The 21000-nt window shown below is 69.1% G+C and carries 20 protein-coding genes; 1 reads left to right on the top strand and 19 read right to left on the bottom strand.

Annotated elements, in window-relative coordinates; all coding sequences use genetic code 11:
- Positions 1–5: 5 nt before the first annotated feature.
- The 18 genes from metK to VKQ35_RS18540 form a co-directional block, all read right to left on the bottom strand.
- The gene (metK, locus tag VKQ35_RS18625; RefSeq protein WP_324364216.1) at positions 6–1226 is read right to left on the bottom strand and encodes a methionine adenosyltransferase; all 1221 of its coding nucleotides are present in this window, start codon (positions 1224–1226) and stop codon (positions 6–8) included.
- A 139-nt stretch (positions 1227–1365) separates the two neighbouring features.
- Positions 1366–1815 carry a helix-turn-helix transcriptional regulator gene (locus VKQ35_RS18620; RefSeq protein ID WP_324364215.1) on the bottom strand — a complete coding sequence of 150 codons (450 nt, stop codon included), beginning with the start codon at positions 1813–1815 and terminating at the stop codon, positions 1366–1368.
- Positions 1816–1852: 37 nt separating this feature from the next.
- The gene (gene lnt / locus VKQ35_RS18615; protein ID WP_324364214.1) at positions 1853–3460 is read right to left on the bottom strand and encodes an apolipoprotein N-acyltransferase; all 1608 of its coding nucleotides are present in this window, start codon (positions 3458–3460) and stop codon (positions 1853–1855) included.
- 6 nt (positions 3461–3466) lie between these two features.
- Entirely contained in the window at positions 3467–4351 is an 885-nt protein-coding gene (locus VKQ35_RS18610) for a hemolysin family protein (RefSeq protein WP_324364213.1), read from the bottom strand.
- Between the two features lie 19 nt (positions 4352–4370).
- Positions 4371–4853, bottom strand: coding sequence for an rRNA maturation RNase YbeY (ybeY, locus tag VKQ35_RS18605; RefSeq protein WP_324364212.1), 483 nt, complete (start codon positions 4851–4853; stop codon positions 4371–4373).
- Positions 4850–5806, bottom strand: a complete 957-nt coding sequence (locus tag VKQ35_RS18600; protein WP_324364211.1) for a PhoH family protein — start codon at positions 5804–5806, stop codon at positions 4850–4852. Before VKQ35_RS18600 ends, ybeY begins: the two co-directional genes overlap by 4 nt.
- Positions 5803–7149 carry a tRNA (N6-isopentenyl adenosine(37)-C2)-methylthiotransferase MiaB gene (gene miaB, locus VKQ35_RS18595; protein ID WP_324364210.1) on the bottom strand — a complete coding sequence of 449 codons (1347 nt, stop codon included), beginning with the start codon at positions 7147–7149 and terminating at the stop codon, positions 5803–5805. The genes VKQ35_RS18600 and miaB overlap by 4 nt, the downstream gene beginning before the upstream one ends.
- Before the next feature lie 42 nt (positions 7150–7191).
- A complete protein-coding gene (locus tag VKQ35_RS18590; protein ID WP_324364225.1) occupies positions 7192–7563 on the bottom strand; it encodes a Fur family transcriptional regulator in 372 nt (123 codons plus the stop codon).
- 73 nt (positions 7564–7636) lie between these two features.
- Positions 7637–8095, bottom strand: coding sequence for a GNAT family N-acetyltransferase (locus VKQ35_RS18585; RefSeq protein WP_324364209.1), 459 nt, complete (start codon positions 8093–8095; stop codon positions 7637–7639).
- Positions 8092–8742, bottom strand: coding sequence for a tRNA (adenosine(37)-N6)-threonylcarbamoyltransferase complex dimerization subunit type 1 TsaB (gene tsaB / locus VKQ35_RS18580; protein ID WP_324364224.1), 651 nt, complete (start codon positions 8740–8742; stop codon positions 8092–8094). The genes VKQ35_RS18585 and tsaB overlap by 4 nt, the downstream gene beginning before the upstream one ends.
- Positions 8743–8754: 12 nt before the next feature.
- Complete coding sequence (locus VKQ35_RS18575) at positions 8755–9327, bottom strand: NifU family protein (RefSeq protein ID WP_324364223.1); 573 nt, start codon at positions 9325–9327, stop codon at positions 8755–8757.
- 198 nt (positions 9328–9525) lie between these two features.
- Positions 9526–9999: a universal stress protein gene (locus VKQ35_RS18570; protein ID WP_324364208.1), complete on the bottom strand. Its 474-nt coding sequence runs from the start codon at positions 9997–9999 to the stop codon at positions 9526–9528.
- A 38-nt stretch (positions 10000–10037) separates the two neighbouring features.
- On the bottom strand, positions 10038–11072 hold the full coding sequence (trpS, locus tag VKQ35_RS18565; protein WP_324364207.1) for a tryptophan--tRNA ligase: 1035 nt from the start codon (positions 11070–11072) through the stop codon (positions 10038–10040).
- 128 nt (positions 11073–11200) lie between these two features.
- Positions 11201–12829, bottom strand: coding sequence for a murein biosynthesis integral membrane protein MurJ (gene murJ / locus VKQ35_RS18560; RefSeq protein ID WP_324364206.1), 1629 nt, complete (start codon positions 12827–12829; stop codon positions 11201–11203).
- Between the two features lie 65 nt (positions 12830–12894).
- Entirely contained in the window at positions 12895–13581 is a 687-nt protein-coding gene (locus tag VKQ35_RS18555) for a DUF1080 domain-containing protein (RefSeq protein WP_324364205.1), read from the bottom strand.
- An 11-nt stretch (positions 13582–13592) separates the two neighbouring features.
- On the bottom strand, positions 13593–14240 hold the full coding sequence (locus tag VKQ35_RS18550; protein WP_324364204.1) for a gluconate 2-dehydrogenase subunit 3 family protein: 648 nt from the start codon (positions 14238–14240) through the stop codon (positions 13593–13595).
- A complete protein-coding gene (locus tag VKQ35_RS18545) occupies positions 14237–15937 on the bottom strand; it encodes a GMC family oxidoreductase (protein WP_324364203.1) in 1701 nt (566 codons plus the stop codon). Before VKQ35_RS18545 ends, VKQ35_RS18550 begins: the two co-directional genes overlap by 4 nt.
- A gap of 3 nt (positions 15938–15940) precedes the next feature.
- Positions 15941–17188: a Gfo/Idh/MocA family oxidoreductase gene (locus tag VKQ35_RS18540; RefSeq protein WP_324364202.1), complete on the bottom strand. Its 1248-nt coding sequence runs from the start codon at positions 17186–17188 to the stop codon at positions 15941–15943.
- A 180-nt stretch (positions 17189–17368) separates the two neighbouring features.
- Here VKQ35_RS18540 and VKQ35_RS18535 point away from each other — a divergent pair, with 180 nt between their 5' ends.
- A complete protein-coding gene (locus VKQ35_RS18535; RefSeq protein ID WP_324364201.1) occupies positions 17369–18589 on the top strand; it encodes an MFS transporter in 1221 nt (406 codons plus the stop codon).
- Here the strand turns inward: VKQ35_RS18535 and VKQ35_RS18530 are convergent.
- A complete protein-coding gene (locus VKQ35_RS18530) occupies positions 18586–20856 on the bottom strand; it encodes a TonB-dependent receptor domain-containing protein (RefSeq protein ID WP_324364200.1) in 2271 nt (756 codons plus the stop codon). The genes VKQ35_RS18535 and VKQ35_RS18530 overlap by 4 nt on opposite strands.
- Between the last annotated feature and the right edge of the window lie 144 nt (positions 20857–21000).

Below are 21000 nucleotides of genomic sequence, written 5' to 3'. Positions count from 1 at the left end.
TCGCCCTAGGCCAGCTTCTTCAGCTCATCCACCAGGTCGGGGCGCTCCCAGGAGAAGCCGCCCTCGTTGTCCGGCTGGCGGCCGAAGTGGCCGTAGGCCGCGGTGCGCGCGTAGATCGGGCGGTTCAGCTGCAGGTGCTCGCGGATGGCGCGCGGCGTCGCGCCGCCGACCAGCTCCGGCAAGGCCAGCTCCAGCTTCGCCGGATCGATCTCGCCGGTGTTGTGCAGGTCGACGTAGAAGCTGAGCGGCTGGGCGACGCCGATCGCATAGCTGATCTGGATCGTGCACTTCCTGGCCAGGCCCGAGGCGACCACGTTCTTGGCGAGATACCGGCAGAGGTAGGCCGCCGAGCGGTCGACCTTGGTCGGGTCCTTGCCGGAGAAGGCGCCGCCGCCGTGCGGGGCCGCGCCGCCGTAGGTGTCGACGATGATCTTGCGGCCGGTCAGGCCCGCGTCGCCATCCGGCCCGCCGATCTCGAAGCGGCCGGTCGGGTTCACGTGCCACTTGGTCTTCTTGGTGATCAGGCCGTGCGGGAAGACGCCTTCCACGTAGGGGCGGATGACGCCCTCGATGCGCTTGGGCGTGGCGATGTGCAGGCCGATGCGCTTCTTGTGCTGGGTCGAGACGACGATCTGCAGCACCTCGACCGGGCGGCCGTCCTCGTAGCGCAGGGTGACCTGGCTCTTGGCGTCCGGCTCCAGCACCGGGCATTCGCCGGAGTGGCGCACCTCGGCGAGCCTCTTCAGGATATCGTGGCTGTATTGCAGGGTGGCCGGCATCAGCGCCGGGGTCTCGTCGCAGGCGTAGCCGAACATGATCCCCTGGTCGCCGGCGCCTTCGTCCTTCTTGTCGGTGGCGTCGACGCCCTGGGCGATGTGCGCCGACTGCGGGTGCAGGTGGCAGGCGTACTTGGCCTTGTGCCAGTGGAAGCCCTTCTGCTCGTAGCCGATGTCCTTGATCGCCTGTCGGACCTTCGGCTCCAGCCCCTTCACGATCTCCTTGGTCAGCGCCTTGTTGTCGTTCTTCGAGCCGCCCGCCTTGCCGGCGCGGACTTCGCCCGCCAGCACGATGCGGTTGGTGGTCACCAGGGTCTCGCAGGCGACGCGCGCCTCGGGATCGACGCTCAGGAAGGCGTCGACGACCGTGTCGGAGATGCGGTCGGCGACCTTGTCGGGATGGCCCTCGGAGACGCTTTCCGAGGTGAAGATGTAGCTGGAACGGCTCAAGGGGCTGGCTCCCGGAGGTGGCGGCGCGCGCGATCAGGTCGGCGCCGGCCCAAATAGGCGGCGAACCTATAAAGATATCTTTATGTCCCGCCAAGCGCACATTGGCGTCACCTGGTTAAGTACGGACCCCGGCAGGGATTCAGATGTCGCCGGCGTCCGGCTCGCCGGCCATGGCGCGGACCAGGTCGAGGATCTTGCGGCGCACCCTGCCCTTGGAGATCTTCGGGAAGACGCTGGCCAGTTCGATCCCTTCCGGGGTCAGCAGGAAATCCTGCAGGGTCTCGCGCGGGATGTTGGCGCCCGGCGGCCCATTCTCATCGCCCGAGGCGGCGTCGCCCAGGCCCTCGTAGAAATAGCCGATGTTGGTCGACAGCGCCCGGGCCATCTCCCACAGCTTGGACGCGCTCACCCGATTGGCGGCGCGCTCGTACTTCTGCACCTGCTGGAAGGTCAGGCCGATGGCCTCGGCCAGGCGCTCCTGGCTGATCCCCAGCTCTTTGCGACGCATTCTTATTCGCAGACCGACGTGGCGATCGATGGGATTGGGCCCCGTTTCGGGCTCGTCCGACTTGTCCAAAACTGCTCCCATCGTAACGGCGCCGGACAAGCACACCGCCGGACGTGATCTAAGGCTGGACGCGACCCTCAACTTGCGGTCTGCGAACACGATAGGCCAGGGCGATCAAGCCAGACAATAGCACCAGTCCCCAGAATGGGAGGTCACCAACGCGGGAAAATACAGTCTTTTCAATGGCAGGGGGCAGGGGTGCGTCAATAACCCCCAGCCGCCCGAGGCCCAACCGGGCGCCTGGAACGATGCGTCCGTAGGCGTCGATCACCGCCGAGACGCCGGTCGGCGTGGCGCGCACGATGGGCAGGCCTTCCTCGATGGCCCGGTAGCTGGCGATGTTCAGGTGCTGCAGCGGGCCCGACCCCTCGCCGAACCAGGCGTCGTTGGAGACATTCAGAATCCAGGCCGGCCGCAGCCCCGCCCGCGCCGCGCCCGCCCGCGTCACGCCGGGGAACAAGGCCTCGTAGCAGATCAGCACCTGCACCGCCGGCACGCCCCAGGGCGCGATCGGCTGCGACGGCGGCCCGGCGGTGAAGTCGTCGGGCATGTGGACGAGGCTGCGGAAGCCGACCTTCGAGGCCAGTTCGCCGGCCGGCATGTATTCGCCGAACGGCACCAGGTGGTGCTTGTCGTAGACGCCGGTGACCCGCAGCGCCTGCGCCTCGCGCCGGAAGGCGACCAGGGTGTTGAAGTACCGCGCCACACCGTTCGGGCCGGCCTCCGCGCGATTGGCGCCCATCAGCAGGGTCTGGCCGGGGTTGAGCGTATCGCGCAAGGCCGCGCCATAGGGCGAGCCCGGCGCGATCAGTTCGTCGATCACCGCCGGCAGCGCGCCCTCCGGCCAGATGACGATGGCCGGCTGGACCGCCGCCTTGCGGGTGCTCAGGTCGACATAGGTGTCGAAGACCATGCGCAGGTTCTCAGGCTTCCACTTGTTCTTCTGGTCGATATTGGCCTGGACCACCCGGATCACCGGCGCGCCGGGAGCCGGCTTCACCGCCGTCTCAAGCCGCCAGGCGCCGTAGCCGTAGAGCCCGGCGAGCGCGGCGAGCGCCGCGGCCAGGGTCGCGATCCTCGCCCGCGCCCGGCCCTTGTCGGCCAGCACCGCGGGCGCGGCCGCGATCGCCACGGTCAGCCAGGTCAGGCCATAGGCGCCGATCAGCGACGCAGCCTGAGACGGCGCGGTCCCGGCCGCCCAGGTCTCGCCCGGCAGGTCCCAGGGAAAGCCCGAGAAGACGTGCCCGCGCAGCCATTCGAAACCGGCCAGGCAGCCGGCGAACACCAGCACCCGCGCCGGCCCAGGGACCTTAAGCGCCCGGTAGAGCAGGCTGGCCAAGCCCCAGAACAGCGCCAGGCCCCCGGCCATCAGCACCAGCGCGAAGGGGGCCATCCAGCCCTGCTCCTTGGCGTCGACCATGAACGGCTCGGTGATCCACCAGACGCTGACGGCGAAGTAGCCGACGCCAGCCAGCCAGCCGCGGAAGAAGGCCTGGCGCAGGGGGCGCCTGGGTCCGTCCGGCGCGCCCTCGGCGTCGATCAGCGCCAGCAGCAGGGCGTAACCCAGCGGCCCGAAAATGAACCCGAACGGCGGGTGGCCCAGGCCGGCGGCGATCCCGGCGAACAGCGTCAAGGCGCGGGCGGGCCAGCCCCTGGACCAGATCATGCAGGTTCAGGCCTGCGCCGGCGCGGGCGGCGTCACGCGGCGGACGCGCAGGCGCTTCACCCGGCGCGGGTCGGCGCTCATCACCTCGATGGCGTAGCCGCCGGGATGGTCGACGATCTCACGCCGCTGCGGCACCCGGCCGGCCAGGGCATTGACGAGGCCCGCCACGGTGTCGATCTCCTCGTCGAGGTCGGGCGGGGCCAGGTCGACGCCCTCGCCGAGCGCTTCCTCCAGGTCGGCCAGCGGCGTGCGCCCATCGACGATCCAACCCGCGCCGTCCTGCGCGATCGGCGCATGCCCGTCGTCGTCGGCGTCGTCGTGCTCGTCGGAGATCTCGCCGACCAGGGTCTCCAGCAGGTCCTCCAGCGTCACCAGGCCGTCGGTGCCGCCGAACTCGTCGATGACCAGCGCCATGTGGGTCTGTTGCGCGCGCATCTGGCCCAGGAGCTCCGAGGCCCGCATCGAGGCCGGCACATAGAGCACCGGGCGCACCAGGTTGTGGCGGCCCGACAGCACCTTGTCGGTGGGCCTGGGCCTGTGGGTCTTGCGGGCCAGGAGCTTGAAGACGTCCTTGACGTGGACCACGCCCACCGGCTCGTCGAGCGTCTCCCGATAGACCGGCATGCGGCTGTGCTCGGCCTCGACGAAGCGGGCGGTGAGCTCGGCGAAAGAGCAGCTGCGGTCGATGGCCACGATGTCGGCGCGCGGCTGCATCACGTCTTCGACGCGCAGGTCCTGGAAGGCGCGGGCCTGGCTGACCAACTCGCCGGTGGCCGCGGTCGGCGGCTCGGGCGCCGTGTCCTCATCCTGGGCGGGCTTCTTGCTGCGGAAGCGGTCGAACAGGTGCAGGACGCCGCGGTTGCGGTGCGGCTCCGCGGCCCGGTCCGTCATGGACGTCGGGGCGGGCGCCTCAGCCGATGGGTCGGGGTCTGCCATTCTCTCCCTCACCGGCGGCGTAGGGATCGGGAATCCCCAGGCCCGCCAGTACGGCGCGTTCCAGGCCTTCCATCTCCTCGGCCTGCGCGCCGGTCTCGTGGTCATATCCTAGAAGGTGGAAGACCCCATGCGCCACCAGATGCTGCAGGTGGTTTTTCAGCGGCTTGCCCTGTTCCGCGGCTTCCCGGGCGCAGACGCCGTAGGCCAGCGCCACATCGCCCAGGAACCGCTCAGGGTTCTGCGGCGCGGGGAAGCTGAGCACATTGGTCGGCTTGTCCTGCTGGCGGAACCGGCGGTTCAGGTCGCGCAGGCTCTGGTCGTCGGTGAGCAGGAAGCTCACGCCCTCGCCCACCGCGCCCTCGGAGGCCAGGGTCACATCGGCGGCGGCGAGCACCAGGGCGTGCGCGTCGGCCAGGGCCTCGGTCCAGGCGGAGTCTTCGATCTCGATGTCGATCAAGGGCTGCGTCCCGGCTGGGCCTTGGCCGCGTCGGCGTCGTAGGCCCGCACGATGCGCTCCACCAGCGGGTGGCGCACCACGTCCTCGGCGGTGAAGCGGGTGACGCCGATGCCCTTGACGCCTTCCAGGAGGCCCACGGCGTGGGCCAGGCCGGAGTCGCGCAGATTGACCAGGTCGACCTGGGTCGGGTCGCCGGTCACCACCATGCGCGCGCCTTCGCCGAGCCTTGTCAGCACCATCTTCATCTGCAGGCGGGTGGCGTTCTGCGCCTCGTCGACGATGACGAAGGCATGCGCCAGCGTGCGGCCGCGCAGGAAGGCGATGGGCGCGACCTCGATCTCGCCCTTCTCGCGCCGGCGGCGCAGCTGCTCGGCGCCCAGGATGTCGGTCAGCGCCTCCCAGACCGGCGCCATGTAGGGATCGACCTTCTCGGTCAGGTCGCCCGGCAGGAAACCCAGGCGTTCGCCGGCCTCGACGGCGGGGCGCGAGACGATCAGCCGGTCGACCTCGCCGCGCAGCAGCAGGCCCGCGCCATGCGCCACCGCCAGGAAGGTCTTGCCGGTGCCGGCGGGGCCCAGGCCGAAGACCAGCTCGTTCTTGGCCAGCGCCTGCAGATACTCCGCCTGCATCGCCGTCTTGGGGGCGACCTGGCCACGGCGTCCAACCGGCAGGTTTCCGGGGCCGGCGCCGCCGGATCGCGCGTTGCCGATGGCCACGCGAACGTCGGCCTCGGCGATGTCGAGGCCCTGGTCGGCGCGCTCGGCGATCGCCTGGACCGCCTTCTTGGCCTGGGCGCGGCCCTTGGAGTCGCCGGTCAGCGAGACCCCGCCGCCGGGCGTCTCCACCAGCACGTCGAAGGCGTCCTCGATCAGGGCGGCGTGGCGCGAATGGGCCCCGGCCACCGCGCGCGCCGCCGCGTCGGACAGGGTGATGAATTCGGGGGCTCGGCTCACGCCGTTTCCAACTCCTGCGAGACCAGCGCGCCGCCCAGGCTCATCCGGGCGGCGGCCTCGATCCGAACCGGAACGATTTGGCCGATCAAGCGATCCGGCGCCGTGGCGTGGACCGCCTGCAGATAGGGGCTGCGGCCGATCAGCTGGCCAGGATGGCGCCCAGGCCGCTCGAACAGCACCGGCAGGACCTTGCCGACCTGGGCGGCGTTGAACGCGCGGGCCTGCTCGTCCAGGAGGGCATTGAGCCTGGCCAGCCGCTCGTCCTTCACCGCTTCCGCCACCTGGCCCGGCATGGCCGCGGCGGGCGTGCCCGGACGCCGCGAGTATTTGAAGCTGAAGGCCGTGGCGTGATTGACCTCGCGCACGAGGGCGAGCGTCGCCTCGAAATCGCTCTCGCGCTCGCCGGGGAAGCCGACGATGAAGTCGCCGGAGATGGCGATATCGGGCCGCGCGGCGCGGATGCGCTCGATCACGCGCAGGTAGCTTTCGGCGGTATGCGCCCGGTTCATCGCTTTGAGAATCCGGTCCGAACCGGACTGCACCGGCAGATGCAGGTACGGCATCAGCTCGGCGACCTCGCCGTGCGCGGCGATCAGCGCCTCGTCCATGTCGCGCGGATGGCTGGTGGTGTAGCGGATGCGGTCGATGCCCTGGATCGCCGCCAGCCGGCGCACGAGCGCGGCCAGGCCGCCCTCTCCCGCATAGGCGTTGACGTTCTGGCCCAGCAGGGTGATCTCGCGCACGCCCTGGGCCGCCAGGTCACGGGCCTCGGCCTCGATGGTCTCCGGGCTGCGCGACCACTCGGGGCCGCGCGTATAGGGCACCACGCAGAAGGTGCAGAACTTGTCGCAACCCTCCTGCACGGTCAGGAAGGCCGTCACCCCGCTCGCCCGGCGCGAGGTCGGCGCCAGCGCGTCGAACTTGTCTTCCGGGGCGAAATCAGCCGACAGCCGCTCGCCGCGGGCGCGGTGGCTGCGCGCGATCAGTTCGGGCAGCTGGTGATAGGCCTGCGGCCCGACCACCAGGTCCACGGCGGGCTGGCGGCGCATGATCTCCTTGCCCTCGGCCTGGGCGACGCAGCCGGCGACGGCGATGGTCATCCGCGACCCGCCCTCGGCGAGGCGTTCCTCGCGCATCTCCTTCAGCTTGCCGAGCTCGGAATAGACCTTCTCGGTGGCTTTCTCGCGGATGTGGCAGGTGTTCAGCACCACCAGGTCCGCGCCGTCCGGAGTCTCGGTCATGGCGTAGCCCAGGGGGCTGAGGACATCAGCCATCCGCTCGCTGTCATAGACGTTCATCTGACAGCCGTAGGTCTTGATGAAGAGGCGCTTGGGGGCGGACATCGCCGGGGTTATGGGGGCGCGGGCCCCCTGGCGCAAGTTCGCCTAGTCCTCGACCGGCATGCCGTAGAGCTCAAGGCGGTGGTCCACCAGCCGGTAGCCCAGGCGCTTGGCGATGGCCTCCTGCAGGGCCTCGATCTCGGCGTCGACGAACTCCACCACCTTGCCGGTCTTCATGTCGATCAGGTGGTCATGGTGCTGGTCGGGGTGCTCCTCATAGCGGGAGCGGCCGTCGCGGAAGTCGTGGCGGGTGATGATCCCGGCCTCATCGAACAGGCGCACGGTCCGGTAGACCGTGGCGATGGAGATGTGCGGATCGACCGCGTGGGCGCGGCGGTGCAGTTCCTCGACGTCGGGATGGTCGTGGGCCTCCGACAGCACGCGGGCGATCACCCGGCGCTGCTCGGTCATGCGCATGCCCTTCTCGATGCAAAGCTTCTCGATGCGGTCCGACACCGGCCTCTCCAATTCCCCCAAAACCAAGATAGGTCTAAGCGGACGCGCCGTTAAGGTCGAGGCGCATCACCAGGGCGTCGGTGAAGCCCGCCGCGCCGCGGTCGTAGTAGGATTTGCGCAGGCCGGCGCGGCGGAAGCCCAGGGCCTCGTAGAGGGCGATGGCGCCCTCGTTGTCCACCGCGACCTCCAGGAAGGCCTCGCTGGCCTGAGCCTCCCGCGCCGACGCCAGGGCCGCGCGGATCAGGGCCTGGGCGACGCCGCGCCGCCGGGCCGCCGGGGTCACGCCCACGGTCAGCACCTCCACCTCGCCGCCGGCGACGCGGCAGAGGATGACGCCGGCGGGCCGGCTATCCTCGGCCAGGAAGCCGAAGATCCCCTCGCCCTCCAGCAGGTCCTCGAACTCGTCGTCGCGCCAGGCCTTGTCGGCGAAGGCCTCGGCGTGGGCGGCCGCCATGGCGGCGCACTCGGCCGCGGTGGCGCGGATGAGCTTCATGCGGGCGCGCCCGTCCCGGCGGCGGCCGGCAGCTTGGCGTCAGGCGCGCGCAGATAGAGCGGCTTGAGCGGTCCGGGCGTGCGCCCCGCGGCCAGCCGCGCCACCTGGCGGGCGTCGGCGCCCTCGGCGGCGATCACCGCGGCGGACGGGGCGAAGTCGGCCAGCAGCGGCGCGCCGGAGCCGACCAGGGTGAAGGGCCGGCCTCGCGACAGTTCCGCCAGGCGCGCGGCGGCGACCTCGGCGGTCAGCGCATCGGGCGCCATCAGGGCGGCGCCGTCCTCGAAGGCCTGCAGGTAGAGCTGGCCGCGGCGCGCGTCGATGGCGGGGAACACGAGACCGGGCGCCTCGGCGGCCAGGGCCTCCAGCGTGCCGATCCCGACGGCGGGTTTGCCGAGCGCCAGGCTCAGCCCCTTGGCAAACGCGATGCCGACCCGCAGGCCGGTGAACGAGCCCGGCCCGACGGTGACGGCGACGCGGTCCAGGCGGTCGAAGGCCAGGCCCGCGTCCGCCATCACATCGCGGGCCATCGGCGCCAGCCGCTCCTGATGCCCGCGCGCCATGACCTCGCGCGCCGACGCGACGATGCGCGCGCCGTCCAGCACGGCGACCGAGCAGCTTGAGAGACAGGTATCCAGGCCAAGGACGATCACGCGCTCGTTCTAGAGCGTTTGTTCAACGCCCGTCACTTCCGGCACATAGTGCTTGAGCATGTTCTCCACGCCCGCCTTCAGCGTCGCCGAGGAGGACGGGCAGCCGGAGCAGGCGCCGCGCATGTTCAGATAGACCACGCCGGTCGCCACATCGAAGCGGTTGAACAGGATGTCGCCGCCGTCCTGCGCCACCGCCGGGCGGATGCGGGTGTCGAGCAGGTCCTTGATCTCGGCGACGATCTGGGCGGTTTCGCCCTCGTAGACGCCTTCGTCGTGACCGCCGGCCTGGTCGTCCGCGCCCGCGAACAGCGGCAGGCCGGAGGTGAAATGGTCCATGATCGCCGCCAGGATCGGGGCCTTCAGGTGGCTCCAGTCGTGGGCCTGCGTCTTGCCGACGGTCAGGAAGTCGGGCCCGAAGAACACCCGTTCGACGCCCTCGATGGCGAACAGCTCGGCGGCGAGCGGCGAGGCGGCGCCGGCTTCAGCGTCGCGGAAATCGCGCGTGCCCTCGCCCATGACGTCGCGGCCGGGCAGGAACTTCAGGACCTCGGGGTTCGGGGTCGGCTCGGTCTGGATGAACATGGGGAAGATGTGGCGGGCCGCGGGTGTCGTCGCAAGGTCCAATTTGAAACCACGAAATACACGAAATGCACGAAAGCGCCTCCGCGACGGGCCGGCCGCAGGCCCCTTTTCCCCGATACAGATGCCAATTCGCGGGTGAGCTGCGCTCGCGGCGGCGCGGCCCCTTTCGTGTATTTCGTGTATTTCGTGGTTTGAAACCTACGCCAGATCGGCGATCTCGGCGTCGGTGAGGTCGCCGGGCACCAGGGTCACCGGCACCTTGCGCGCGCCCCAGGTGACGCCCTCCTTGGCGAGCGAGGCGACCAGCGGGCCGGGGCCGCGCCCGCCGACCGCGGCGGCCAGCACCAGGATCTTGATGTCGGGATCGGCGCCGATCACCTCGCGCAGCGCCGCGCGGACGTTTTCGGCGTTCTTGATGATGAACTCCGGCGGCAGGCCGGTCTCGGCCTGGACGAGCGCCGCCGAGGTCTGCAGCAAGGCCTCGGCCTCTTCGCGCGCCTGGCGTTCGATCTCCTCGCGCACGCCCGACCAGTGCTCGAAATATTCCGGCTCGATGACCCGCAGGATCGCCACGTACCCGCCGGTGGAGCGCGCGCGGCGGCAGGCGAAACGCAGCGCCGCCTGGAATTCCGGCGTGTCGTCGGCGACGACCAGGAACTTGCGCTGGCTCATGGCGCGACGGTGCGGCGCCTTCCGGCTGCGCGCAAGGCTCAGCCCGCCCAGTAGCCGACGATGCGCTTGACCTCGGCCAGCGTCGGGGCGGCGACCTCGCGCGCCCGCTCGGCGCCGGCGCCCAGGATGCGGTCGATCTCGGCCGGGTCGGCCAGCAGGCGGCGCATCTCGCCCCCGATCGGGCCCATCACCGAGACCGCGAGGTCGGCGAGCTGGGGTTTGAGCTTGCCGAAGCCCTGGCCGGCGAATTCGCTCAGCACCTCCTGCGCCGAACGCCCGGCGAGCGCCGCATAGACCCCGATCAGGTTCTGCGCCTCGGGACGGCCGGCAAGGTCCTCGAGTTTTTCCGGCAGGAGTTCCGCGTCGGTCTTGGCCTTGCGGATCTTCTGCGAAATGGCGTCGGCCTCGTCGGTGAGGTTGATCCGCGAATTGTCCGAGGGGTCGGACTTGGACATCTTCACCGCCCCGTCGCGCAGGCTCATGATCCGCGCGCCCGGCCCCTGGGTCAGGGCCTCCGGCAGGGGGAAGAAGCCCGGCTGCTCGAAGTCGTGGTTGAACTTCTGGGCGATGTCCCGGGTCAGTTCCAGGTGTTGGCGCTGGTCCTCCCCCACCGGCACGTGGGTCGCCTTGTAGACCAGGATGTCGGCGGCCTGCAGGACGGGATAGGTGTAGAGCCCGACGCTGGAGCGCTCCTTGTGCTTGCCGGCCTTGTCCTTGAACTGGGTCATCCGGTCGAGCCAGCCGAGACGCGCCACGCAGTTGAACACCCAGGCGAGCTCGGCGTGAGCCGGCACGGCCGACTGGGCGAAGATGGTGGCGACCTTGGGGTCGAGGCCGGTCGCCAGATAGGCCGCGGCGATCTCGCGGACGTTGGACTTCAGCTTCTTGGGATCGGTCCATTCGGTGAGCGCGTGCAGGTCGGCGACAAAAATGAAAGTTTGCATCTCGTGCTGCAGGCGGGCGAACTTCACCAGGGCGCCGAGATAGTTCCCCAGGTGCAGGTCGCCGGTCGGCTGCACGCCGGAGAGCACGCGGGGTTTGCCCGTGAAGGGCGCGGGAGCTTGGTCGGTCATGGAACTGGCTTCTCGGAGAAAGGGCGTGAGGGCGCAAGGCCCGCGATCAATGGGTGGAGCGGCTCAGCGCCATCGCCAGAGGTTGCGCACCGGAGAAACCATGGCCGCGGAATAGTCTCCCCGGGCGGTCACGACAAGTCCTCGGGCTTGACGCGGCGGCTGCGCAGAGCGCCGCGCACTTCGCTCAGCGTCATGCCGCCGGTCCCGAACAGCAGCGCCGGATAGACCGCGCCGGCCGCCACGGCGACCAGGCCCACGGCGAACTCCTTGGCCCCGATCCGGCCCAGATGGAAATGCCCGAACAGGCCCTGGATGTGGTTTCGCCAGTGGCCGGCGGCGAACAGCAGGGCGCCCAGCGCCACATTGGCGACCAGGATGCGCAGGAGCCGCGCGATGGCTTCCGGCGCCGGACGATAGTGCGATCGGCTGGCGAGCGTCGTCGCCATCATCGCCACATTGGTCCACCAGGCCACCGTGGTCGCCGCCGCCACCCCTGGCACCCCGATCAGGTAGAAGAGCGTCACCCCGACCGCGACATTCACCCCCACCGAGACCAGGCCCAGCCGCATCGGGGTCCTGGTGTCCTGGCGGGCGAAGAAGGCGCGGTTGAACAGCTGGGCGGCGACAAAGGCCGGCACGCCCCAGCCGTAGAAGAACAGGGCGTTCGCCGTCTGGTGGGCGTCGTTCACGGTGAACTGGCCGCGCGTGTACATGCCGTCGATCAGGAAGAAGGGGATGGTCACCAGGGCGACAGCGCAAGGCAGCGCAAACGCCATGGAGAACAGCACCGCCTCGTCCATGGCGGCCCGTGCGCCCGCCTCGTCGTGCGCGTGGATCGAGCGCGACAGCTTGGGGAGCAGGGCGACGCCGATGGCCACCCCGATCAGGCCCTGGGGCAGCTGGTAGAGCCGGTCGCAGTAGAACAGCCAGGACCGCGCCCCGTTCACCTGGCTGACCAGGATGCCCGAGACGAAGACGCTGATCTGGGTGGCGCTGGCGGCGATGGCGCCGGGGACGGCCAAGCCGATCAGCTTCCTGATCTCCGGCGTCAGGCGCGGCCAGCGGACGTCGACATGGGCGCCCGATTTCCGCACGCCCCACCAGAGCAGGGCCGCCTGGCTGACGCCCGCCACGACGATGCCCCAGGAGCCGAACACCGCGGCCTGCTGCGCCGTGTGCGCCGGCAGCACCGCGACCAGGGTCCACAGATTCAGCAGCACCGGCGCGGCGCCCGACAGCACGAAGCGGTTCCGGGCGTTCAGCACGCCCGAAAGGTGCGCGTAGATCGCCATGCATGGCAGGTACGGCATGGTGATCTGGGTCAGCACCACCGCCAGCCGGAACTTCTCCGGGTTGGCGGCGAAGCCGGGCGCGATCAGATACATCAGCCACGGCATGGCGAGCTCGGCCACGACGGTGACGAAGATGCTGGCGGCGGCGAGCGTCGCCATGGCGTCGGCGGCCAGCACGTCGGCGACCTCTTCGCCGTCGGTCTCGAGGCTGCGCGAATAGGCCGGCACGAAGGCCGCGGCGAAGGCGCCCTCGCCAAAAATCCGCCGGAACAGGTTCGGGAAGGCCCAGGCGGTGTTGAAGGCGTCGGCCACGAAGGTCGCGCTGGCTCCCATGGTGTAACCGATGGCCAGGTCGCGCAGCAGGCCGGTGAACCGGCTCAGCATCGTGAAGCTGGAATAGATCAGCGACGAGCGGATCAGGCCCGAGGACTTGGCCGCCGGGGCAGGCTTGGATTCAGCGGTCACGAGGGCTCAGCGGCTGGCGATTCACGGTGGGAAACTAGCGCGGCCCGCCGCGTTTGGCGCGGGCCTTACTTGAGGACCTTGATCTTGATGTTCTGGAACCAGACCGGGTCGCCGTGCATCTGCAGCGCGATGGCGCCCGACTTGCCGGTGGCGAACTGCGGCCAGCGCTTGAACTTGGTGGCCGCGACGCGGGCTTTGAACTCGGCCGAGTTCAGGTCGTATTCGACGACCTTCACACCGTTCAGCCAGTGCTGCACCTTGCCGTGATCGACGACGATCCGCCCGTGGTTCCACTCGCCCACCGGCTTGGTCATGTCCTTCGACGGCGCAAAGAGATAGTAGGCCGCCGAGGCCTGCTCTACCGGCTGCTCGCCGTGGGCGTTGTCCAGCAGCTGGTACTCCGGACCGCTCTGGTAGGTCTCGTCGCCCACCGGGATCACGTGGTACATCACGCCTGAATTGCCCATGGGGCTGATCTTCCAGTCGAAGCTGAGGTCGAAGTTCTCGAAATTCTCCTTGGTGACGATGTCCTTGGAGACGCCCTTCGTCGGGCCGAGGGTCCCGTCGGCGACCTTCCAGCCGGCGTCCGGCGCATCGGTCTTGAAGCCCTTCCAGCCCGCGGTGGTCTTGCCGTCGAACAACAGCTTCCAGCCGCCGGCCTTTTCGGCGGGAGTCAGGGTGTTGGGCGCTTCCGCCGCGAAGGCCGAGGTCGCGAGGACCGCCAGGCAGAAACCGAGAGCGAGCGCTTTCATCCGGGGATTCCTCAAAGGCCGAGTTTCTTGAATTGCGCGTCCAGCGCCGCCTTCACCTCGGCCGAGGGGCCGGGGTCGGAGGTGCGCGGCACATTGCCGATGTAGCCGATGTCCTTGAACCCGGCGTCGGTGGTGTAATAGGCGCCGATCACCAGGTGGCGGAACTTCTTCCAAAACTTCTTGGTGTTGGGATCGGTGGACGCCGACAGCGCCGCCAGCGCCGTCGCCCGGTCGGCGGGCGAGGCCTTGTTGAGCTTCGCGCCCATGGCGTTCAGCCCGTTCATGATCACCGGCCGGTCGCGGACCTGGTCCGGATAGGGCGCGCTGACCCATTCGTCGATGAAGTCCGGCACGCCGAGCGAACTGGCCGACGGCGCGGTCGCATTGGCCGGCAGGATGTAGTCGGCGAGGAGCGCGGCGGTCTGCAGCTGCTCAGGGATCATGATCCGCGACCAGGGCGCCTTTTCCGGCTTGGTCAGCTTGGGGTCGGTGCCGTAGCCGCGGGTGACCTTCTCGCCGCCCTTCAGCGGGCCGTAGACCACCACGCCGGCGCCGACAGCGGTCGCGGCGCCGACCACGCCGATCCAGGCGAGCGCGGTGCGCCGGTCGATCTTGGAGACATAGGGCCCAGTTTCGGGGGCTTCCGGTGCGTCGCTCATAGGGCCCCCTGCTTGGCCAGAGTCGCCATGTTGTCGGCGCTGCGCCAGGCCAGCGCCAGGATCGACAGCGTCGGGTTCTTGTCGGGGCTGGAAACCATGGTCGCCCCATCCATGATGAACAGGTTCGGCACAGCCCAGGAGCGGCCGTACTGGTCGACCACCGAGTCCTTGTCGTTGTGGCCCATGCGCGCGGTGCCGATCTCGTGGATCATCTCGCCGCCCTTGGAGATGGCCTTCTTGCCGTCGGTCTCGACGTGGCCCTCGGGCTTGCCGCCCAGGATGTCGATGACCTGCAGGAAGGTCTTCACCGCATGCGCCGCCTGGTTGGTCTCGTGGTCGCCCCACTTCCAGTGGAATTTCAGGACCGGGATGCCCCACTTGTCCTTCACCACCGGATCGATCTCGCAATAGCAGTCGTCGTTGGGGATCATCTCGCCGCGGCCGTCGAAGCCGATGGTCGAGCCGAACTTCTGGCGAAGCGCGCCCCGCAGGGCGTCGCCGACCAGGCTTTCGTCGCCGCCCAGGAGGCCCGCCATGCCCATAGAGGGCATGTGGCGGCCGCCGCCGATTTCGATGTGGTAGCCGCGCGCGAAGCCCAGCTCCTTCTGCTTCTCGTAGCCCCACCAGGGAATGTAGGTGTGCTGCGTGCCCTGCCCGTCGTCGTTGGTGGGCGGCAGGCCCTCCAGCGCCGGGAACTGGCCGGTGACCCCGGTGCCGACGCTGTCCATCAGATAGCGGCCGACCATGCCGTGGGTGTTGCACAGGCCATTGGGGAAGGCCGAGGTCTTGGTGTTCAGGAGGATACGGGCCGTCTCGCCGGAGCCGGCCGCCAGGATCACCGACTTGGCTGTGACCGAGTGGTGCTCGCCGGTCTTGCGGTCGACAAAGGAGACCCCCTTGGCCTTGCCGCCCTTGTCCATGTCCACCTGGTAGACCAGCGCGTCGGTGCGGATCGTGAGGTTGCCGGTGGCCATGGCTGGCGGCAGCAGGACGGTGGTCGACTGGAAGTTCGCCCCGATGGCGCAGCCGCGGCCGCAGGGCGTGGCGAAGAGGCAGGTGTTGCGCCCCTCCATCTGGCCGGTGACCACCGCGCCGTGCATCGGGATGACCGGCACGCCCATCTTGCGGAAGGCGCGCTCGTAGAACAGCTCGAAGGCCCTGGGCGGCGCGGCCTCCATCAGACAGCCGGCCGGCGAGTCGGGCGTGTTGAGCAGGCCACGGGCCGGCGCCGCGCCGCTGACCCCGATCAGCTTTTCGGTCTTGTCGTACCAGGGGGCCACGTCGTCGTAGGTGATCGGCCAGTCGTAGCCCAGGCCGTCGCGGCTGTAGGGCTTGAAGTCGAGCGGGCCGAAGCGGAGCGCGATGCGGCCCCAGTGGTTGGTCCGGCCGCCCAGCATCCGGGGCCGCCACCAGATGAAGGGCTCCGACCCCTCGGCCACGGTGTAGGGCTCGTTGGGCACCTGCCAGCCGCCGTCGACGGTCGCGTCATAGAAGCCGAAGGGCTTGTCCGGCGTCGAGACGCCGCGCAGCGGCGCCTCGGCGTTGGTGTTGAACATCGGGGTCTCGACGCGCGGGTCGTAGTTGCGCCCAGCCTCCAGTAGCAGGACCTTCAGGCCCGACTTGGTCAGGTGATAGGCGCTCATGCCGCCGCCCGCCCCGGAGCCGACGATGATCGCGTCGTAATTGTCGGTCGCCATGGTCTAGGCTCCAATTCGCGCGGGCAGCGGCACGTAGGTTTCCAGGGTCTCGTCGGGCAGGCTCACCGCACAGCCGGTCTCGGCGGACTTGTAGAGCGCCATGACCATCTTGGTGACCTCGACGCCGTCCTCGAAGGTCTCGATCGGCGTGCGGCCATGGCGGAAGCAGTCGACCATGTGGCGGTTCTCGCCGATGTACCCGTAGGTGCCGGCCTCGTCCTCGACGATCGGCATCTGGCCCTGTTCGGCGTTCTGCTTCTCCACCAGGTCCTCGCCGCCCTCGCCGGTGATGGCGCGCGACAGGAAGACCTTCAGGCTGGGGTTCAGCGACGAGAATTCCATGGCGTATTCCGGGCCCAGCAGGGCCAGGTCGATGCGCAGGCCGGGGCCGACGTAGGACCAGGAGGTCGAGGCCTCGACGATCAGCTCCTGGCCGGTCTCGTCCTCCAGGACGATGGTGGCGCGGGCGAAGTCCTCCACCGGATGGGCCCGCATCTCGACGCCCTTGAAGTCGTGGGCCAGCGCCTTGGCGTACTTGGCCTGGGTCCACTTCAGGTAGCCCACGGAGCCCTGCACCGTCTTGACCGTCAGGCTGTCGCGCGGCGCGTCGGGCTTGGTCAGCAGGAAGCGGCCGACCTCGACGGAGTGGCACATCATGTCGCTCATCACGCCGCCGCCCTGCTTGTCGCCCTGCCAGAACCAGGGCTCGTGCGGGCCGGAGTGCTCCTCGGCGGCGCGGGCCAGGTAGGGGCGGCCCGACGCGGGGACGGCGCGGCGCCAGATCACCTCCTTGCCGCGCTCGACGGCGGAAGAGAACACCTGGTTCTCCAGATAGCCGTGGGCGAGGCCGGCGTCTTCGGCGAGGCGCAACACCTCGCGCGCCTCGGCCAGCGTGCGGCCGAGCGGCTTCTCGCAGGCGATGGCGCGGACCTTGGACTTGCCGGACTTCACCGCATCGTGGACGGCCTGCATGGCCTCCAGCCGCCGGTCGTTGGGGACCAACAGCCAGATGGCGTCCACGTCGTCGGCGAAAAGCAGGCTCTCCAGGCTGGCGTGGCCCCGGCAGGGACCGAGCTCCATCTCGTTGACCTCGGCGACGAGCGCCTCGCGGTGCTTTTGCGTCGGGCTGAAGATGCCGGTGATCTGGGCGTGGCGGACCGAGGCGAAGCTCTTGACGTGGAACTTGGCGATGAAGCCGGAGCCGATGAAGCCGATGCGCAAGGGCGGCGGCGCTTCATTTGCCTGCGCCATCTCTTCATTTCCCCCGCGAACCACTGACTTTGCGCGAACTTGGCGCCGCCCGCGAGAGAGGTCAAACCGCGTTGGCGGCGCGGCCTTCGCCGAGCGGATCGTGACAGGTGCGTCGCGGCGCAAACCGTGTAATCGATAGGCCGAGCGAGGCAGCGAGACCTGCGCGAGGGGGAGGCGAAGATGACCGTCCGCATGCAGCTTTTTGTGATGATGGTGCTGCAGCTGGCGGTCTGGGGCGCCTGGGCGCCCAAGCTGTTCCCCTACATGGGCATGCTGGGGTTCGCGCCCTGGCAGCAGAGCCTCGTCGGCAGCGCCTGGGGCATCGCCGCGGTGGCCGGCATCTTCTTCTCCAACCAGTTCGCCGACCGCAACTTCGCCGCCGAGCGGTTCATGGCCGCCAGCCACCTGATCGGCGGCCTGGCGCTGGCCGCCTGCGCCTTCCTGACCAGCTTCTGGCCGTTCTTCGCGGCCTATCTGGTGTTCAGCCTGCTCTATGTGCCGACGCTCTCGGTCTCCAACTCCATCGCCTTCGCCAACCTGAAGGACCCGGCCAAGGACTTCGGAACCGTGCGCATGGGCGGCACGGTGGGCTGGGTGCTAGTGAGCTGGCCGTTCGTCTTCCTGCTGGGCGCCAAGGCCGACGCGGCGCAGGTGCGCTGGATCTTCCTGGTGGCCGCCATCGTCTCCTTCGCGCTCGCCGCCTACAGCCTGACCCTGCCGCACACCCCGCCCAAGAAGGACGCGCAAGCCGCCGATCCGCTGGCCTGGCGCGAGGCGATCAAGCTGCTCGGCGTGCCGTTCGTGGGCGTGCTGTTCCTGGTCACCTTCATCGATAGCGTGATCCACAACGGCTATTTCGTGATGGCCGACAACTTCCTGACCAACCGCGTCGGCATCGCCGGCAACCTCTCGATGATCGTGCTGAGCCTGGGCCAGCTGGCCGAGATCGTGACCATGTTCGTGCTGGGCGGCGTGCTCGCGAAGCTGGGCTGGAAGACCACCATGATGGTGGGAATCCTCGGCCACGCTGCCCGCTTCACGGTGTTCGCCTTCTTCGCCGACAGCGTGCCGACCATCGTGGCGGTGCAGCTGCTGCACGGCGTCTGCTACGCCTTCTTCTTCGCCACGGTGTACATCTTCGTGGACGCCGCCTTCCCGAAGGACGTCAGGTCCAGCGCCCAGGGGCTGTTCAACCTCTTGATCCTGGGGATCGGCAATGTGGGCGCGAGCTTCCTCTTCCCGGCGCTGATCGCCCACTGGACCGATCCGGCGACCAAGATGGTCGACTACCGCAGCCTGTTCCTGGTCCCCGCCGGCATGGCGGTGGTGGCGATCCTGCTGCTCGCCGCCTTCTTCCGCCCGCCGGAGCGGGGGCCCGTGGCCGCGCCCGCCGTCGCCTAGCCGTGGATCGCCTCGGGCTCCGGCTCGGGCGGCGGAGGCGGCGGGCGCGTGGGCTTCGGCGGGCTGCCGAAATTCCAGCTGAAGCCCAAATAGGCCGCCTGGATGCGCGCTGTCGAAATCGACCGATCGCGCAGCTGCGGCGTGTTGATGAAATTGCGGGCGTTGAAGGTGTTGAAAGCGTCCTGGACGTTGAACACCACCGCGAACTGGTCGGTGACCTTATGCCGGTAGCCTAGGAAGGTGATGACCTGCGGATCGCTGTAGCCCTGCGGCGTCAGCCGGCGGGCGTTCATCTGGCCGCTCGCCTGGAAGACGTCCTTCGTCGTGGCGTTCCAGTTGAGGCTGAAGCGCCCACCGCCCTCGATCGCCGAGCGGTCGCCCAGGATGCCGAGCGCTGTCGCAAGCGGGAAATTCCCCGGGTCGATCTCGGCATAGTAGACGTTGGTCGAGACGTTGTAGGAGAGGTCCTTGGTCAGGTGGCCGTTGGCCACCAGCTCCAGCCCCGCGTGCTTCGAAGACGCCAGGTTCTCCTTGGTCGCCAGCAGGGCGCCGCCGCCCACGTCGCTGATCACGTCGGTGAAGTCGTTGGCCGAGACCCTGTAATAGGCGGTCGCCAGGTAGAACGTGCCGCCCGCGCGGTACTGCCAGCCCGCTTCGAAGCTGTCGGTGCGCTCCGGCTTCAGGCCCGGATTGCCGGCCCGGAAATTGAACTGGTCCTGCTCGATCCGGAAAGGATTGAGGTCTGACGGATTGGGCCGCTGGATGCGCCGGCTGTAGCTCAGCGTGATCTGCTGGCTATCGGACCAACGGTAGTTCAGGTGCAGGGTCGGATAGGCCCGCAGGTAGTTCGAGTTGTGGACGATGGCGGTGGTGACCTGATTGAGGTCCTGCTCCACGTCCTCGACGCGCAGGCCGCCCAGCACGGTCCAGTCGCCGAACGGCCGCTCGTAGGTCACGTAGCCCGAGTTGATCGTCTGCTTGTAGAGGAAGAGGTTGGTGAGCGTCGGATCGGGGCCTGCGTTCGCCGCCGCGGTCCCCCGTTCGGCGACGCTGTCGTAGCTGTTGTCGTCGATGCGCAGCTCGTAGCCGGCCTTCAGCTTGGCGTCGCCCGGCAGCGGGCGACGCATGTCGGCGCGCAGGTCGGTCAGGTCGAGCCGGTTGTGGCCGCGGATGTCCTGGAACAGGTCCGGTTCGGGCGGTTCGCTCTCGACCGCGGTGAACTCCGTCTCGCCGCGCTCGAAGGTCGTCTCGTGACTGGCGCTGGCCGAAAGTTCGTCGTCGTAGCTCGTGGTGTGGCGCCAGCTAGCGTTGGCGCCAAGGTTGTCGCGCACGCTCTTGTTCAAGCCGGACTGGTCGAACTTCTCGTTGACCAGGCCCTTGGGGTCCAGCCCCTCGAGATCCGTGAGATTGACGAGGGCCAACTCGGTCTGGTTGGCGTGGATCTCGGCGGACAGCCGGTCCTTCTTGTTGAGGTCGTAGTCCAGCCCGCCCCGCGCGTTCCACTGGTCCAGCGGCCCGCGATTGTCGATGGTCTCACGGGTGTTCGAAAGCTGATTGCCCGAGGCGTCGAACTGGCTGCGTTGGTCGACTGTCACCGGATGCTGCGGGTCGTGACGGAAGCCGGCGTCGCCGGAGAGCGTCAGCGCGTCGGAGCTGTAGGCGCCGGAAACCCCGCCGTTGCGCCGCCCGGCCGTGCCCACGTTGTAGCGCACGCTGCCGGACTCCCCGACCCGGTGCACCTTCTTCATCACCAGGTTGATGATCCCGGCCGAGCCGTCCGGCGAGAACTCCGCCGAGGGATTGGTGATCACCTCCACCCGCTCCACCGAGTCCGCCGGCAGGGACTGCAGCGCCTGGGCCGCGCTCTGGCCGCGGAACAGCGCGCTGGGCTTGCCGTCCACCAGGATGGTGACGTTGGTGTCGCCGCGCAGCGAGACATTGCCCTGCACGTCCACCTCGACCGACGGAATGTTCTTCAGCGCGTCGCTGATCGTGCCGGTGGTGGTCGCCAGGTCCTGGGCGATGCCGTAGCTGCGCCGGTCGATGGAGGAGCGGAACCCCTGCGTCGAGGCGCCGGTGACGGTGACCTCGTCTACGGTCTTGGCGGCGGGCTGAGCCTTCTTGGCCGGCGCGGCGGCAGGCTTGGCCGGGGCCTTGCCGTTGGCGGCCGGCGGCGCTGGGCTCTGCGGGGTCTGGGTCTGCGCGTGGGCGGTGGACGCCGCCGCGGCGAAGGCGGTCGCCAGCAGGACGCTTACTCGTGCTCGCACAGGGCCCCCCAGGTCGAGGGCGTGCTTCTAAGTCAGGACGGTCACAAGAGTATAACCGAACCGAAATCCTCGGCCTGTCCCCCGGGCCCAGCCGAGCTCAGCCAGGAGGCGCGCCCAGAAAGGTCGAACCAAGCCCGGATCGTG

Origin of the sequence: Phenylobacterium sp. (assembly GCF_035309685.1) — a bacterium.
Taxonomy (GTDB): domain Bacteria; phylum Pseudomonadota; class Alphaproteobacteria; order Caulobacterales; family Caulobacteraceae; genus Phenylobacterium.
This window is presented reverse-complemented; position numbering and strand designations above follow the sequence as displayed.